Source organism: Brevibacillus borstelensis, from assembly GCF_003710865.1.
In the GTDB taxonomy this organism is placed as follows: Bacteria; Bacillota; Bacilli; order Brevibacillales; family Brevibacillaceae; genus Brevibacillus; species Brevibacillus borstelensis.
Genome location: NZ_RHHO01000031.1, coordinates 199,880 through 215,175, shown reverse-complemented (window position 1 = coordinate 215,175; position 15,296 = coordinate 199,880). Strand labels below are relative to the sequence as shown.

Genomic DNA, 15,296 nt, shown 5'->3' with positions numbered 1-15,296 from the left:
CCCGAAATGACGACACTGAAACGCACGCCGCTGTTCCCTGTCTATGAAAAATACGGGGCCAAAACGATTGATTTCGGCGGATGGGATTTGCCCGTGCAATTTTCCAGTATCACGCAGGAGCATGAAGCAGTGCGGACGAAAGCAGGCTTGTTTGACGTCTCTCATATGGGAGAGGTTGAGGTAAAAGGGGAGGGAGCCTATCTCTACCTGCAACGCCTTACAACCAACGATCTTTCCAAGCTGGAAGCAGGGCAAGCGCAATACAGCGTGTTCTGCTATCCGGACGGGGGCACGGTGGACGACCTTCTTGTCTACAAATACGCCGACGATCACTACCTCTTGGTGATTAACGCGGGAAATATCGACAAGGACTACGCATGGATGCAGGAGCATCTGAGCGAGGGTGTACAGATCGAGAATATCTCACCGCAAACAGCACAGCTGGCGATCCAGGGGCCGCTTGCCGAATCGATCCTGCAAAAGCTGACCGACACGAACCTGACGGAAATCGGTGTTTTCCGTTTCAAGCGGAATGTCGTGATCGACGGCATTGCGACTCTCGTTTCGCGCACCGGCTATACCGGAGAAGACGGATTTGAGATCTACCTGGACAGCGACAAAGCGATTCAGCTATGGGACCGCCTCCTCGAGGTCGGCAAGCCGGAAGGGCTGGTACCATGCGGCCTCGGCGCCAGGGACACGCTTCGTTTTGAAGCGAAGCTGCCGCTCTACGGTCAAGAGCTCGGCAAAGACATCTCGCCGATCGAAGCGGGTATCGGCTTTGCAGTAAAGGTAGACAAAGAAGTGCCGTTCATCGGACAGGAAGCCCTCAAGGCGCAAAAGGAAAACGGCGCTCCCCGCAAGCTCGTTGGGATTGAAATGATCGACCGCGGCATCCCGCGTACGCATTACCCTGTTTTTGTCGGGGAAGAGCAGATCGGCGAGGTTACGACGGGCACTCAGTCTCCGACGTTGAAAAAGAATGTGGGACTCGCGCTGATCAAATCCGAGTATGCAGCTGTAGGCACCGAACTGGAAGTAGAAATTCGCGGCAAGCGGCTGAAGGCTGTCGTGGCAGCCACACCGTTCTACAAACGTCCCAAAAAGTAAACCAACCAATCCAAGATCCGATAAACAAGGAGGACAACGTTCGTGAAATACCGTTACCTGCCTCAAACCGATCAGGATAAACGCGAGATGTTGGACACCCTGGGCATTTCCCGGGTGGAAGAGCTGTTCGCGGATATTCCGGAAGAAGTTCGTTTCAAAGGTTCCCTGCAAATTCCCGAGGCTCTGTCCGAACCGGAGCTGGTCAAATATTTTTCCGGTCTTGCTAATAAAAACGCCAACTTCAGTACGCATGCAAACTTCCTGGGAGCGGGTGTGTACCAGCATCATATCCCGAGTGTCGTCAACCACATGCTGCTGCGGGGCGAATTTTTTACCGCATACACCCCGTATCAGCCGGAAATCAGCCAAGGGGAGCTGCAGGCTATTTTTGAGTTTCAGACGATGGTATGCGAAATGACGGGCATGGAAGTGGCCAACTCCTCGATGTACGACGGCGCTACTTCTTTGGCAGAGGCAGCAATGATGGCGGCAGGCCACACGAACAAGAGCAAGGTCGTGGTTTCCCGTTCCGTCCATCCGGAAGCGCGGAGCGTGCTGAAAACATACGCGTACGGCCAAGGCGTAGAGGTCGTGGAAGCAGACCTGAAGGACAATGGAACCGACACGGCAGCACTGGACGCGCTTGTTGACGACCAGACGGCAGCTGTCATCGTTCAATACCCGAACTTTTTCGGTCAAGTAGAAGACCTGTCCTCCATTGAGCCGATTGCACATGGAAAAGGAGCGCTTCTGATCGTTTCCTCCAATCCGCTCTCGCTCGGCGTGCTGGAAGCGCCGGGACGTTTGGGCGCAGACATCGTTGTTGGCGATATGCAGCCATTCGGAATTTTCGCTTCATTCGGTGGACCGCACTGCGGGTATTTGGCCACCACCTCCAAGCTGATGCGCAAAATGCCCGGCCGGATCGTCGGACAGACGAAAGACGAAAACGGCAAGCGCGGATTCGTTTTGACCCTGCAAGCGCGCGAGCAGCACATTCGCCGCGAAAAAGCGACATCCAACATCTGTTCCAACCAGGCTCTCCTGGCTCTCGCGGCCTCTATCGCGATGAGCGCGTACGGAAAGCAGGGCGTACAGGAAATCGCCATGCTCAACCTGCAAAAAGCTCATTACGCCAAGCAAGCATTGGCAGCAAAAGGACTTGAGATCGTAGGCAGCGCACCTACCTTCAATGAATTTGTAGTGAAATTGAATAAACCGGTAGCGGAAGTAAACAAGAAGCTGCTGAAAAAAGGGATTATCGGCGGCTACGACCTTGGAATCGATTATCCCGAGCTTTCCGGCCATATGCTGCTTGCCGTAACGGAACTCCGAACAAAAGCAGAAATCGACGATCTCGCGCAGGAATTGGAGGCGATCACCCGTGCATAACGACAAAGAAAAAGCGTTGATCTTTGAATTGAGCAAGCCTGGTCGCGTAGGGTACAATCTCCCGGCGCTTGATGTGCCAGAGGTAGAGGTAACCGATTTGCTGCCGAAGCACTTGATTCGCGAAACCCCAGCAGAACTGCCGGAAGTGTCCGAACTGCAGCTAGTTCGTCACTACACGGAGCTGTCCCGCAGAAATCACGGGATTGACAACGGCTTTTATCCGCTCGGCTCCTGCACCATGAAATACAATCCGAAAATCAATGAAGACGTTGCCCGTTACGCGGGCTTTGCCCAAACCCATCCGTACCAGCCGGAAGAATCTGTGCAAGGCGCGCTGGAACTGATGTATAACCTGCAAAACGAACTGGCGGAGATCACGGGCATGGATGCCGTCACTTTGCAGCCGGCAGCAGGGGCAGCAGGCGAATGGACGGGACTATTGATGATCCGCGCTTACCATGAAAGCCGCGGCGAAAAAGGGCGGACCAAGGTAATCGTACCGAACTCCGCACACGGAACGAATCCGGCTTCCGCTGCTGTAGCGGGCTTGGAGACAGTTACGATTCCGTCCGACGACCGCGGGCTGGTAGACATCGAAGCTTTGCGCCAGGCAGTAGGACCGGACACGGCGGCATTGATGCTGACCAATCCGAACACGCTTGGATTGTTTGAAGAGGACATCGTCGAGATGGCAAAGATCGTACACGAAGCTGGCGGCCTTCTCTACTACGACGGCGCCAACGCCAACGCCATCCTGGGCATCGCTCGTCCCGGCGACATGGGCTTTGACGTCGTTCACCTCAATTTGCACAAGACCTTTACCGGCCCTCATGGCGGCGGCGGTCCCGGTGCCGGCCCTGTCGGTGTGAAAAAGATTCTGGAACCGTTCATGCCAGCTCCAATCGTAGGCAAAAGGGCAGACGGCACCTTCTTCTGGGACAACGACCGTCCGCAATCGATCGGCCGCGTAAAAGGGTACCATGGCAACTTCGGCATTCTCGTTCGCGCGTATGCCTATATTCGCTCCATGGGACCAGAAGGTCTGTTGCAGGTTTCGCAAAATGCGGTGCTGAACGCAAACTACATGATGCGCAAGCTTGCAGAAGCCTACGAGCTTCCCTATGACCGTGTTTGCAAGCATGAGTTTGTCCTGTCCGGCGTTCGCCAGAAGAAGCTGGGCGTGCGCACGCTGGATATTGCAAAACGCTTGCTTGATTTCGGGTTCCATCCGCCGACTGTCTACTTCCCGCTGATCGTAGACGAGTGCCTGATGATCGAACCGACAGAGACTGAATCCAAAGAAACACTCGATGAGTTTATTGACGTAATGCTGCAGATCGCTCGCGAGTGCGAAGAAACACCGGAACTCGTGCAGGAAGCCCCTCATACGACAATCGTGAAACGTCTGGATGAAGCCACTGCTGCACGCAAGCCGGTACTCCGCTACCAGCCGGAATAAGAACGCAGACGAGGCTGCCGAATGTTTCGGCGGCCTTTTTGCATGCCGCATTGTTGCCGTTTCATCATCGGGAGAAGTACAATGGAGAGGGGGAGAGGAGGACATGCGCAGCATGGAAAAATGGCGATTTATCGTGACCGAGGGGATGTCCCCGGCAATGAATATGGCAGTAGATGAAGCAATCCTGCAGCTTCACAGCGAGGGCAAGGTTCCTCCAACCGTCCGGTTTTACACATGGAACCCGGCAACCTTGTCGATTGGGTATTTTCAAAAAGCGGCAAAGGAAATCAATTTGGAGCTTGTTCAAGAAAAGGGCATCGGTTTTGTGAGGCGTGCTACGGGAGGAAGGGCTGTCCTGCACGACCAGGAGCTGACTTACAGTGTTGTCGTGTCGGAAAGCCACCCCGAGATGCCTTCCAGTGTCACCGAGGCGTACAAGGTGATCAGTCTGGGACTGCTACACGGTTTTCAAAACCTCGGCCTGGATGCGGAAATGGTTTCACTGGCAAGCGAAGAAGAAAAAGAAAAGTACAGCTCGCCGGGATCGTCCGCCTGCTTTGATTCCCCCTCCTGGTACGAATTGGTGGTGGAAGGGAAAAAGGTGGCAGGCAGTGCGCAGACCAGGCAAAAGGGCGTCATCCTTCAGCACGGCTCCATTTTGCTGGATATGGATGTCGAGCTGCTGTTCTCCTTGCTTCACTTCTCCTCAGACAGGCTAAAGGAACGCATGATGGAGAGCTTCCGGAAAAAAGCGGTGACGATCAACGAGGTGAGCAATAGACCGGTATCGCTTCAGGAAGCGATGGAGGCATTTCGCGACGGCTTTGCCACAGGCTTGAAGGTAGAGCTCGTAAAAGGCGAATTGACTCCAGAGGAGAGGGCGCTCGCCGAAGAGCTGGCCGCTTCGCGCTACTCGACCGACGAATGGAACCTCCGCCGATAGTTCAATATGCGAAAGGTAAGTGGATAAACAAAGAAGGCTCTCTAGGAGCGAAACTCCTGTGAGAGCCATTTTTTCGGATTAGACCAATGCGTTTGCGTAAATATGTTCTTCAAACAGCTGTTGCAGCTTTTCCACGACGGGTCCGATCTTTCCGCCGCCTACAGCCTGGCCGTCGACAGAGATAATGGGCATAACCTCGACAGTTGTCCCTGTCGCAAAGACTTCATCCGCCTGCTTCAGGAAGTCGACAGTAAACGGCTCCTCATGAACGATAATGCCGTTTGCTTTCGCGAGGGCGATGACGTCCAGCCGGGTAATGCCGTTCAGAATCAGGTGGTTGGCGGGATGCGTGTACAGCTCGTTGTCTTTTACGACAAACACGTTGGCTGCGCTGCACTCAGTGACGATGCCGCTGCGGTGCAGGATCGACTCCTGGGCGCCGGCGTCTTTGGCGTACTGCTTGACCATGACAGCGCCAAGCAGGTTCAACGTTTTGATGTCGCAGCGGAGCCAGCGAATATCCTCGACCAGCTGAGCGCTCAGTCCCTTTTTCATATCGGCCAGCGGGCGTTCCTTGCGGCGGACAAAGCCCATGATCACAGGGCGAATGCCTTTTGGTATATCGTGTACACGTGGAGACACACCGCGGGTCACCTGCAGGTACAGGGTGGCATCGTCTGCGGATGTAATGTTGTTTTTCGCAAGCAGCTCATGCGCAATCGCCGACAGTTCTTCTGCCGTCCACGGCAGGTCGAGCATGATCTCGCGAGCGCTGCGGAACAGCCTGGTCAAATGCCCTTCCCATTGATACATGTTCCCTTTGTAAATGCGAACCACTTCGTAAACACCGTCACCAAAATTGTAGCCGCGGTCTTCCGGGTGAACAGTCAGCTCGTCTGTGCCGACCCATTTGCCATCCACGTAAAGCATGGTGAATCCTCCTTCTTCAGTTACGCAAATATTATGTCTTTTTTCGTTTGAACCTGCCAGTTGCAAACGTACAGCCCCCGCCGCCTTTTCCTGAAATCAGCGTCGAGTGATGTATGAGACAACCTTAACAAATACTGGGTCGAGGGTCAATTTCAAAATGAATGGAGGGGAAACTTGTCACACTTCGGTTGCTTGCTGTCGTCAGATGGCGCCACGTATCTTTATTTGACGGACTATTCTGACTAGACGTTTTCCTGAATTGCCGCCCATAATAAAAAGAGGCCATTTGGAAAGGGGAATGGGATGAGAGCCGAAATGAAATGGTTGATCACTGTCTTCATCGCATGGGGATCGTTGATGTTCTTCCCAGGTCCGGCGGGTGCGGAAGCCGGAGGGCAAGCGGACACGGATCGCCTCCTCGAACACGTGGAAAAACTGTCGACAGCCCCGCGAATTCCAGCAACAGAATCGGAGTTTCGCGCCGTAGTTTACATAGAAGAGTGGCTCCGCATTTTCGGTTATCAGACAAAGCTGCTGCCTTTCTCCTATTACGTTTATACGGAACCCAAACAGATCTCCTTGCAGGTCCCCGAGATCCGCGGGAAGACATGGGCCCCCAGAAGCGTTTTGTTCGGGCCGGCAGGAGAGGCGACGGGAGCAGTTCTCGACGTCGGTACAGGGACACAACAGGATTTCGCGAGAGCCGATATCGAGGGCAAGATCGTCTTCGTACGTCCGGGGGGAATGTCAGAGGCGGAAAAAGTGCGTCACGCAGCGGCGGCGGGGGCCAAAGGGATCATTTTGACGCAGGGAGCAAATGCACCAAGGCCATCTCTCGGGGGACCGCTTGATATGCATGTACCCGTACTGGCCGTCTCACCAGCCGAGGGAGAGCAGCTCGGACAGCTGCTGCAAAAAGGGGAGAAACTGACAGCCACCTTGAAGGTGTCGGGCGCTTCGATCATCAAGAAAACGTCCTACAATCTCACTGCGGAGTTGAAACCCAATAACGGGAACACCGGACAGATTGTGCTGGTGGCTGCCCATCACGACGCTTCCTTCGCCGCGCGGGAGGAAAATGATGCTTCAGGAATCGCTGTGCTGCTGGAAACGGCACGCCTGCTGACTGCGCAACAGCGAGATACCGAAGTGCGTTTTGTCAGCCTTGGCGCCGCCTCTGACGGAGGGCGGGGGCTCGACGATTATGTGCGGTCTCTGACGGATGCAGAGAGAACCAAAATAGCGGCATTTTTGTATCTCGGCAATGTGAGGCAACAAGACGGTGAACTGGCGGTGTACACCTCAAATGGCAAGCGCAATCTGGCAGCAGATCTGCTGGACGCAAAAGGAGCCGGCTTTTCCTCTGCCGCTCCGCAAGAGGTGCTGAGCCGGTTGGGTCGAATCGCTCAAGCTAACATCCCAAATGCGGTGCAGATCGTACGTGTTGCAGCTTCACAGAGCGGGAAAAACGTTCCTGAAAAAAAGAGCGATGGCGAGAAACTGACAGACGCGGTCCGTACCGTGGTCGATGCGATTACAACGATGACAGATCCGGGGTCGGGTCCTTATCCATTGCCAGACTCCCGTTGAAAAAAGCATATGGGAAACAAGCAGCAGCCTTCTGCCCCCTGCAGAAGGTTTTTTTGTCTAAGAATGTCATGATCTGTCGATTAGTAAAGAATGGTAAGAAGCGCTGCAAGGGAGTATAATTTTTACGAATACTTTGACAAAAGAATAAATCGTGCAGAATGGAATGCCTTACAACCTCATCATCTCGACCTACAAGCTATCATTTACGAGATCTAAGTCATGGAGGTATGGATGAAACGAACTGGTATCCAACTCGATGTCGTGTATGGGTTCGCATCTCTTGCTTGGCTGGCGCTAACTGCTGCATGGCTTGTCCATCATACGGAAGGCATTCAATATTGGGGATTGGCTGTGCTTTGGACAGGTTTTGTTGTAGGCACATATTTTTTCATCAGATCGTGCGTTCGTTCCATCCGTCAATCAGAACAGGACGTCCAGATGAAATCAAAGGATCGGACTGCAGAGGGCGGAGACAAAGAAGGAGTCAGCATGCATTGGGACGACCTGGCCTCAAAGGATTTGCTTGAATCCTTTATGAGGCAAACGCCAGACGCTATCTCCATGCTGGACGTTCACGGAAATGTTTTTCGCGTAAATGAGGCTTCGGAAATGATTTTTGGATACACGGAAGAAGAATTGATCGGAGCACCGATGCCATTTGTCCCGGAATATTTGAAAGAAGAAGTCGATTACTATCACCGGCAGGTGCTCGCTGGAAAGAGAATCATCGGACTTGAGACAGTCCGCTACCACAAGGACGGACGGCTTCTTCACATATCGCTGTCGATGAGTCCGATTTATTCGGATAACGGGCAGGTGATCGGCATTGCAGGGAGCGCCCGAGACATTACCGAGCAAAAGAAAGTAGAGCAGCGTTTGAGGCAAAAGGAAGCGAAGTATCGTCTGATCACGGAAAATATGACGGATATGATTTGCATTTATCAGCCGGACGGTACAGTCGCGTACGCTTCGCCTTCACATGAAGCTGTCCTGGGATACCCGAACGAGAGGTACAAGGAGTTGTACAGACGGTTTGAGCTTGTACATCCTGACGACTTGGAAATGGTCAGGAAAGCCTTTCGAAATATACAGACACAGAACGAGATGATTACCCTTGAATATCGTTTCAAACACAAGCTGGGGCACTGGGTTCATCTGGAGACGAGAACGAAGCCGATTGTCGACGAGTCTGGCCGGCTGTTGGGCGCATTGATGGTAACGCGGGATATATCGGAAAACAAGCGGGCTGAAGAGCTGCTTCGCCAGTCGGACAAGCTTTCGGTCATCGGCAAACTGGCGGCTGGCATCGCTCACGAGATACGCAATCCGTTGACCGCTTTACGAGGCTTTATCCAGTTGATGCAGTCTACTGCGGAGGACAAGCGCTACGGGGAAATCATGCTTGCGGAGATGGACCGGATCAATGGCATCGTCAGCGAGCTTTTGATGCTGGCCAAGCCGCAGGCTGTCAAATATCAGGCGCGAGACATCAGAGACATTATCAGAAACGTGCTCTCTCTGTTGGATAGTCAGGCGATTCTCAACGACATCCAGATTCACACACATTTTGACAAGGAACTTCCCTTGATCTCCTGCGAAGATAATCAGCTAAAGCAGGTATTGATCAACCTCTGCAAAAACGCGATTGAATCGATGCCAGAGGGAGGCGACCTGCATGTGGAAGCGAAATCGCTGTCAGATGGGACGGTCAAGGTACGAATCCGCGATACGGGTTATGGCATCGAGTCTGCACGGATACCAAAGTTGGGGGAACCCTTTTTCACCACGAAGGAGAACGGAACGGGACTTGGCTTGATGGTATCATACAAGATTATCGAGGAGCATGGCGGCAGCATCAAGATACACAGCGAGCCGATGCAAGGTACGATGGTGGAGGTTATCTTGCCGGCCTTATCATCTGTCCCCATTTTTCCATTAAAAGATGAAGCCCTGGATGCAGTCTGATCCAGGGCTTTACGTTTTGCTCATTTTCCAGCATAGCCAAACGACCAGGAAAAGTCCGGAGTAGGTGAGGGCGCTTGCAATCACATATCCGACGCTTGGCCAGGCGACTCCAAGGAAAGCGAAGATGGAAACGGCGATCATCATGACAACGAACAAGGCGGTCAGGCTGATGTCGTAACGCAAGGCTACAGGTGAGGCGAGGGCGTAAACGGTGATTGCCAGCACGATTCCGGAGTAGCCGAGAACTGCAAGGGCATGGATCCATTGTCCGCCTGGCCAGATAGATGCAAGCACGGTCTGGAGCGGCAGCGAAGAGGAGTGGATATCATGCCAGTAGCCAAGCAAGATCCCCTGCATCAGCAATGTGGTGAAGAAAAAGAGAAGACTGCCGAGGACAACGCCGTGTGAAATGAAGTGTGCACGGGATGCCCGTGAAGCCAATGGAAGGCAAATGACCAAGATCGAAATGAAGTGAAGCGAAAAATAATAGAGGGAATGAACCAACCACTGGAGGTTTAATTGATAGCCAAGGGATGGAACATCGATATGCCTCTGCTCGATGTAGGCGGATGCGATCATGAGAAGTCCGATCCCAAGAAAAATAGTTACGCCGCGAATGAATACCGGCCAGCCTTTTCCCAACAGAAACACGGCCACAAGGACAGGGACGAGTGCAAAAGCCCAGGCGGTGTTGCCGTTGTTTAAAAGTAGTGCCATTTCTCCAAGCGAAGTACCTGCCCAGGCCAGCAGGAGCAAATGCAGCAGCACAGACAAGCCAGGTGCTGCCTTTTCGCCGAACCAGTAACAGAGCAAATCATGAAGCGAACGAAAACCGAGATGATGACTGAGAGTCAGGATTCGGTAGCTGAGCCACCCCAAGCCCCCACTGACCAATAAGATTCCCAGTATGCCCCATGAGCCGAAATATGCAAAAAAACGCAGGCCGTCAGCCCCTCCCAAGTATGTCCCGCCAAGTGCAGCAGCTGCAAATAGAACGGCGATTCGCCAGGAACCTCTGTCCATGAGCATCATCCTTTTCCCAACCTTGGTACAAGTGTATGTGGAAAGGGGGCTTGTTCAGAACATCAAGCAATTTAATAAACATAACTATTTACTAAGTGTGATAAATGGGATATACTAACAGTAATCAGCTATAATAGGGTATGAGGTGAAAAATAATGAAAATTCTCGGCATTTCTGGAAGCATGAATCCCGATTCTACCACAAAAAAAGCAGTGGCGATCGTACTTGCCGCAGCACAAAAAGCTGGGGCTGATACGGAGCTGATCCATCTGGCGGAATGGCCGATGCCCATTTATGATGTGAGAGATGATTTCTCCACCTATCCGGAAACTGTCCATCGCTTCGTTCGCAAGGTAACGGAAGCGGACGGGTTGATTATCGCTTCTCCCGAGTATCACGGCACCATCAGTGGAGCGTTAAAGAATGCGCTCGATTTCTTGGAAGGACGTTATCTGCGGGATAAACCGGTCGCTGTCCTGGGTGTAGCCGGGGGCAGCATGGGGGCGACTAACACGGTAAACACGCTGCATTTGATTATGAGAAATTTGCACGCCTGGGCACTGCCGGCAAGTCCTAGTGTTCCGAATGCATACAGCGCTTTTGATGCCGATGGAAAACTGAAAGATCCGCGTCTTCAGGAGCGATTGGAGACCTTGGGCGGTCAACTCGTGCAGACCGTAAATCTAAAGAGTGCGGAAAAACAGCTAAAATAGAGTTTTTCCTTGCAACTCATCCTCAATCCACGGTATGATAAATCTACGTGCTTTTTTTGCCATGCCGAAATACCGTTTGGAAACGAGGGATACATATGCCAACTCCCAGCATGGAAGACTATTTGGAACGTATTTACAGCTTAATCGAGGAAAAAGGATATGCTCGTGTCTCCGATATCGCGGAAGCGTTGGAGGTGCATCCCTCTTCTGTCACGAAAATGGTTCAAAAGCTTGATAAAGACAAGTACCTCGTCTATGAGAAATATCGCGGTCTGATTCTTACGCCAAAGGGTAAGAAAATCGGAAAACGGCTTGTCGATCGCCACAGTCTCCTGGAGGAGTTCATGCGTTTGATCGGCGTAGACGAAGAACATATTTATAAAGATGTGGAAGGAATCGAACACCATCTGAGCTGGGAGTCAATCTCGTGCTTTGAGTATCTGGTCCGCTACTTTCAGGAGGATCCGAAGCGTGTCGAGGATCTTCGCCGGATCCAGCAGGAAGAGGAACAAAAAGAAGAAGAGTTGTCCTAGAAACGCAGGCCTTCGGGCTTGCGTTTTTTCTGTGAACGAACAGTCGAAATCCGGTGATGACTTACGGATGTGTTCAAGGTATCGCCAAATAGCGCATGCATAACCAGCTTTCGAATCGCATTCGACAAGCACTTCGTCTATATATTGGTAAAAGGGGGGCAGTGAAGGTCCGAGGAGGAATCAGGATGAAGGCGGATGCAGTGTTTGAAGGAGGCGGAGTAAAGGGCATAGCCTTTATTGGCGCCTTGCAGGTGATGGAAGAGCACGGCTTTGTCTGGGAAAGGTTGGCGGGGACTTCGGCCGGGTCCATCGTGGCGGCATTGCTCAGTGCCGGCTACACAAGCAGGGAATTGCGTCCCATTTTTGAAAAGCTGGACTACTTGTTTTTTCTTGAACGGAGAGGATTGGGACGTCTGCCGATAGTCGGACCCTTATACGAATTGCTATTCCGTGAAGGGATATACCGGACTGACAGGCTGGAGAGATTTATCGATGATTTGCTTCGCCAAAAGGGGATTCGGACCTTTGGAGACTTGCCAAAGGATAAACTCCGCATCATCGCTTCTGACATTACGGGCGGAAAGATGCTGATATTGCCGGAGGACTTGAGCCATTTCGATATTGTCCCCGAACGATTTTCCATCGCACGCGCTGTTCGCATGTCGTCATCGATCCCCTTCTTTTTTCAGCCGACGCGTTTGACCAAAGACGGTGAAGTCCATTTGATCGTGGATGGAGCGCTTTTGAGCAATTATCCGGTCTGGCTGTTCGATGTGCCGGGGGTTCCCCTCTGGCCGACCATCGGCTTCCGGCTCCATGACAGCAAGGTGGATCGGGAGGCCTACCGGATCAGGGGATTGTTTTCATTCTCCAAGCAGTTGATCGCTACTATGCTGGATGCCCATGACCGGCTTTACGTCGATCGGGCCCAAGCTCTCCGCACCGTGTTCATCAATACATTGGGAGTGCGGACGACGCAGTTCCAGCTCTCAAAAGAACTTCGGAATCGACTGTACGAGTCCGGACTGCAATCCGCAACCCGCTTTTTGGAACAGTGGAGCTTTGAACAATACGTAGAGGTATTCCAAAAAGGTACACCCCCGACAGACAAAACAGGCTACCTTGTATAGGCAGCCTGTTTTCTTTATTGCGAAATATGATTATGAGGATCTTGGTCGCCTTGATTTTCCTTCGATTTGCCTTTGTTTCCGTCAATCACCCGGAACGGATGGTTTCGCCTTGCCTGTTGTGCATTCTTTTTCAGGGGAGCTCTCGAAACCGGCGCTTTCGGTTTTGCCTGTTTTTGCTGCTTGGGAGCTCCGGGAAGGAATTTGCCGCTCCTCAAATAGTTTCTGACCACCACGAACAAAAGGACAGACAAACCGATGATGACCAAGGTTTGCAGAGGCTTCTCAATGATCCGATTCAACAGACCGTATACAGCAAACAACAAGATGATCAAGATGATTGGGGGAATCCGGGGAAACATAGCGCCTCACCTCATCGTTATCTAAATGCTTAACCGGCAGAAACCAACCCTGGATTGGTCATCTCATGGTCGCGTTCGCGCATTTTGTTAAATGCGGCAATCGCCACCTCCACCTGGCTGTCATCAGGTTCCCGTGTTGTGATTTTTTGCAGCCACAACCCCGGATAACCGAGAAACCGCAGTACGGGCGTGTCACGCAATTTGTTGGTAAATTGCAGGACCTCATAGGATACACCGAGTACAACGGGCAGGAGCACGATCCGCTGAACCACTCGCTCCCATAAGCTGTCATACGAGAAGAATGAATAGATCACGACACCGATGATCACGGTGAAGATCAAAAAGCTGCTTCCGCAACGGTAGTGCAGGGTGGAAAATTTTTGCACATTCTCTACGGTTAAGTCTACCCCTGATTCATAGGCGTTAATCACCTTATGCTCAGCTCCGTGGTATTGGAACAGCCGTTTAATGAGCGGAGCCTGCGCGATCGCGGTGATATAGCCCAGGAGCAGAATCAGCTTGATTACGCCTTCCAAGATGTTTTGGGCGTATTGATTGGTGATCCACTTCCCGAACAGAAAATCGGCGAGGAACACGGGTACCAGGGTGAATACAAATTTCCCGAATAGAAACGACAAAATACCTACGACGGCCACACCCAAAATCATCTGCAGTCTGGACGGACCAGTCGAAACCTCTTCATCTGATTCCATGCTGTATCGGTCGGAGGCGAAATTCAGGTGCTTTGCTCCGTTGGCGCTTGCTTCAATCAGGCCGACGATTCCCCGCAGGAAAGGAATTTTCTTCAGTGCCTTGACCCACGGGATCTCGTTCCGCGGAGCTTCGAAGTATTCAATCTCTTGGTTTTTTCTGCGTATCGCTGTGACGGTTACCTGCTTACCGCCAAACATGACGCCTTCTATGACGGCTTGACCGCCGTAGCTAGGTACGTTTTGTTGCGCCAATCCTATCACCATCCTTATTACATATTCTAACGGAAACGGAGCGCGGAGGCTACTGGCAGTTCCAATCCCCGTCAAAATGTCAACCGTAAGTGAAAATAATAGGTTCGGCACATACTAGATACGGGGTGATGACGATGGGTTTGACAAAGACAAGAGGGCACCTGCGGGGCAGGTTTACAGAGGAAAGAAGAACTGCCCGTGCCGATGTGCCTGGCAAAGCGAAGACGCTGCCTTTTGCAAAGCTGGTTGAAATTGCTTTTTGGGGAACGGTATTTTGGGGAATCGTCAGGCTGGCTGCACACTTTCTCAATTTTACGCCTTACGGTTTGGGAGCCTATGCCCGTCCCTTTCTCTGGGAGGCAGATGAGGACTCCTGGTCTGCCACTGGCCTGGGAGTGATCCTGCTGTTTTTTGAAAGTGTGATCGCAGTGTTTTTATACTCTCTGCTGTTCCAAAGGAGCAAAATGTGGTGGAGCGGCTTGCTCTACGGCCTGATGCTGTTAGTAGTGGCAGGTTTCTTCTTTCGCATGGGCAATTGGGACGTGGCGACGCTTGCCACGGAAGCGGCCTGGTTTCTCTCCTTCGGGATGTTCGTGGGCATGACCATCACGCTGGAGAGCCATGACGAGGCTTGAGGCTATTCAAGCTCTTCTCCCTTATGGTAAAATTATTCTCTAGTAAAAATGTTTTTACAAAAAGGGAAGCGGAAGTGTCATAAGGGAGGAATGAACCGTGCTATCCGTCCTGTTGCTCAATGGCCCCAACCTCAACCTGCTGGGGCAAAGGGAGCCCGATGTGTATGGAAGAGAGACACTTCAAGACGTTGTCGCTCGGCTCGAAAAGGTCATGGAAGAGTGGAACGGTCGCCTCGAGCATTGCCAGTCCAATCATGAAGGCGTTCTCATCGATGCCATTCACCGGGCAAAAGGCGTGCATGACGGCATCATCATCAATCCGGGTGCATTTACGCATTACAGCTATGCGATTCGGGATGCGATCTCAGCCGTGGAATTGCCGACGATTGAAGTCCATATTTCCAATGTACACGCGCGCGAATCATTCCGGCACCATTCAGTCATTGCTCCTGTTGTTATCGGTCAAATCGTCGGTCTTGGCATCGACGGTTATGAGTGGGCGCTGAGATCGCTGGCAAACAAAATCGGCAAGAAATGAACGGAACCGGG

The 15,296-nt window shown here is 52.2% G+C and carries 15 protein-coding genes; 11 read left to right on the top strand and 4 right to left on the bottom strand.

The window, feature by feature from the left end:
• Positions 1-6 precede the first annotated feature (6 nt).
• The 4 genes from gcvT (at position 7) to lipM (ending at position 4,904) form a co-directional block, all read left to right on the top strand.
• Positions 7-1,110 carry a glycine cleavage system aminomethyltransferase GcvT gene (gcvT, locus tag EDM54_RS15530; RefSeq protein WP_024984889.1) on the top strand — a complete coding sequence of 368 codons (1,104 nt, stop codon included), beginning with the start codon at positions 7-9 and terminating at the stop codon, positions 1,108-1,110.
• Positions 1,111-1,152: 42 nt separating this feature from the next.
• Positions 1,153-2,502 carry an aminomethyl-transferring glycine dehydrogenase subunit GcvPA gene (gene gcvPA, locus EDM54_RS15525; protein WP_003387300.1) on the top strand — a complete coding sequence of 450 codons (1,350 nt, stop codon included), beginning with the start codon at positions 1,153-1,155 and terminating at the stop codon, positions 2,500-2,502.
• Positions 2,495-3,961 (top strand): aminomethyl-transferring glycine dehydrogenase subunit GcvPB, encoded by a 1,467-nt coding sequence (gene gcvPB, locus EDM54_RS15520; protein ID WP_003387299.1) that lies wholly within the window; start codon positions 2,495-2,497, stop codon positions 3,959-3,961. Before gcvPA ends, gcvPB begins: the two co-directional genes overlap by 8 nt.
• A 112-nt stretch (positions 3,962-4,073) precedes the next feature.
• A complete protein-coding gene (gene lipM / locus EDM54_RS15515; protein WP_003387298.1) occupies positions 4,074-4,904 on the top strand; it encodes an octanoyltransferase LipM in 831 nt (276 codons plus the stop codon).
• A 78-nt stretch (positions 4,905-4,982) separates the two neighbouring features.
• On the opposite strand, the gene dat is transcribed toward lipM, so the two are convergent.
• On the bottom strand, positions 4,983-5,834 hold the full coding sequence (dat, locus tag EDM54_RS15510) for a D-amino-acid transaminase (RefSeq protein ID WP_003387297.1): 852 nt from the start codon (positions 5,832-5,834) through the stop codon (positions 4,983-4,985).
• Positions 5,835-6,149: 315 nt separating this feature from the next.
• Here dat and EDM54_RS15505 point away from each other — a divergent pair, with 315 nt between their 5' ends.
• The gene (locus tag EDM54_RS15505) at positions 6,150-7,424 is read left to right on the top strand and encodes a PA domain-containing protein (protein WP_003387296.1); all 1,275 of its coding nucleotides are present in this window, start codon (positions 6,150-6,152) and stop codon (positions 7,422-7,424) included.
• A 231-nt stretch (positions 7,425-7,655) separates the two neighbouring features.
• Positions 7,656-9,389, top strand: coding sequence for a PAS domain-containing sensor histidine kinase (locus EDM54_RS15500; protein WP_170208338.1), 1,734 nt, complete (start codon positions 7,656-7,658; stop codon positions 9,387-9,389).
• Positions 9,390-9,398: 9 nt separating this feature from the next.
• Here the strand turns inward: EDM54_RS15500 and EDM54_RS15495 are convergent, their stop codons facing one another.
• Positions 9,399-10,412 carry a YkvI family membrane protein gene (locus EDM54_RS15495; protein ID WP_003387294.1) on the bottom strand — a complete coding sequence of 338 codons (1,014 nt, stop codon included), beginning with the start codon at positions 10,410-10,412 and terminating at the stop codon, positions 9,399-9,401.
• A gap of 155 nt (positions 10,413-10,567) precedes the next feature.
• On the opposite strand from EDM54_RS15495, the gene EDM54_RS15490 reads away from it, so the two are divergent.
• The 3 genes from EDM54_RS15490 to EDM54_RS15480 all read left to right on the top strand — a co-directional run bounded on the left by EDM54_RS15490 (position 10,568) and on the right by EDM54_RS15480 (position 12,788).
• Positions 10,568-11,125, top strand: coding sequence for an NADPH-dependent FMN reductase (locus EDM54_RS15490; RefSeq protein WP_003387293.1), 558 nt, complete (start codon positions 10,568-10,570; stop codon positions 11,123-11,125).
• Between the two features lie 95 nt (positions 11,126-11,220).
• Positions 11,221-11,658 (top strand): transcriptional regulator MntR, encoded by a 438-nt coding sequence (gene mntR / locus EDM54_RS15485; RefSeq protein ID WP_003387291.1) that lies wholly within the window; start codon positions 11,221-11,223, stop codon positions 11,656-11,658.
• A 185-nt stretch (positions 11,659-11,843) separates the two neighbouring features.
• Positions 11,844-12,788, top strand: a complete 945-nt coding sequence (locus EDM54_RS15480; protein WP_003387290.1) for a patatin-like phospholipase family protein — start codon at positions 11,844-11,846, stop codon at positions 12,786-12,788.
• 14 nt (positions 12,789-12,802) lie between these two features.
• Here the strand turns inward: EDM54_RS15480 and EDM54_RS15475 are convergent, their stop codons facing one another.
• Both EDM54_RS15475 and EDM54_RS15470 read right to left on the bottom strand, forming a co-directional pair.
• The gene (locus tag EDM54_RS15475) at positions 12,803-13,147 is read right to left on the bottom strand and encodes a hypothetical protein (RefSeq protein WP_122958427.1); all 345 of its coding nucleotides are present in this window, start codon (positions 13,145-13,147) and stop codon (positions 12,803-12,805) included.
• Positions 13,148-13,176: 29 nt separating this feature from the next.
• Positions 13,177-14,124: a DUF1385 domain-containing protein gene (locus EDM54_RS15470; protein WP_122958426.1), complete on the bottom strand. Its 948-nt coding sequence runs from the start codon at positions 14,122-14,124 to the stop codon at positions 13,177-13,179.
• 122 nt (positions 14,125-14,246) lie between these two features.
• On the opposite strand from EDM54_RS15470, the gene EDM54_RS15465 reads away from it, so the two are divergent.
• Together EDM54_RS15465 and aroQ are read left to right on the top strand one after the other, a co-directional pair.
• Positions 14,247-14,747: a YqhR family membrane protein gene (locus EDM54_RS15465; RefSeq protein ID WP_024984896.1), complete on the top strand. Its 501-nt coding sequence runs from the start codon at positions 14,247-14,249 to the stop codon at positions 14,745-14,747.
• 97 nt (positions 14,748-14,844) lie between these two features.
• The gene (aroQ, locus tag EDM54_RS15460) at positions 14,845-15,285 is read left to right on the top strand and encodes a type II 3-dehydroquinate dehydratase (RefSeq protein WP_003387286.1); all 441 of its coding nucleotides are present in this window, start codon (positions 14,845-14,847) and stop codon (positions 15,283-15,285) included.
• Positions 15,286-15,296: the final 11 nt, after the last annotated feature.

Excerpts from the sequence above, each read along its gene's own strand:
- gcvT (WP_024984889.1), top strand. The coding sequence starts at position 7 with ATGACGACACTGAAACGCACGCCGCTGTTCCCTGTCTATGAAAAATAC.
- lipM (WP_003387298.1), top strand. The coding sequence starts at position 4,074 with ATGGAAAAATGGCGATTTATCGTGACCGAGGGGATGTCCCCGGCAATG.
- dat (WP_003387297.1), bottom strand. The coding sequence starts at position 5,834 with ATGCTTTACGTGGATGGCAAATGGGTCGGCACAGACGAGCTGACTGTT.
- EDM54_RS15505 (WP_003387296.1), top strand. The coding sequence starts at position 6,150 with ATGAAATGGTTGATCACTGTCTTCATCGCATGGGGATCGTTGATGTTC.
- EDM54_RS15500 (WP_170208338.1), top strand. The coding sequence starts at position 7,656 with ATGAAACGAACTGGTATCCAACTCGATGTCGTGTATGGGTTCGCATCT.
- EDM54_RS15495 (WP_003387294.1), bottom strand. The coding sequence starts at position 10,412 with ATGGACAGAGGTTCCTGGCGAATCGCCGTTCTATTTGCAGCTGCTGCA.
- EDM54_RS15490 (WP_003387293.1), top strand. The coding sequence starts at position 10,568 with ATGAAAATTCTCGGCATTTCTGGAAGCATGAATCCCGATTCTACCACA.
- mntR (WP_003387291.1), top strand. The coding sequence starts at position 11,221 with ATGCCAACTCCCAGCATGGAAGACTATTTGGAACGTATTTACAGCTTA.
- EDM54_RS15480 (WP_003387290.1), top strand. The coding sequence starts at position 11,844 with ATGAAGGCGGATGCAGTGTTTGAAGGAGGCGGAGTAAAGGGCATAGCC.
- EDM54_RS15475 (WP_122958427.1), bottom strand. The coding sequence starts at position 13,147 with ATGTTTCCCCGGATTCCCCCAATCATCTTGATCATCTTGTTGTTTGCT.
- EDM54_RS15470 (WP_122958426.1), bottom strand. The coding sequence starts at position 14,124 with ATGGTGATAGGATTGGCGCAACAAAACGTACCTAGCTACGGCGGTCAA.
- EDM54_RS15465 (WP_024984896.1), top strand. The coding sequence starts at position 14,247 with ATGGGTTTGACAAAGACAAGAGGGCACCTGCGGGGCAGGTTTACAGAG.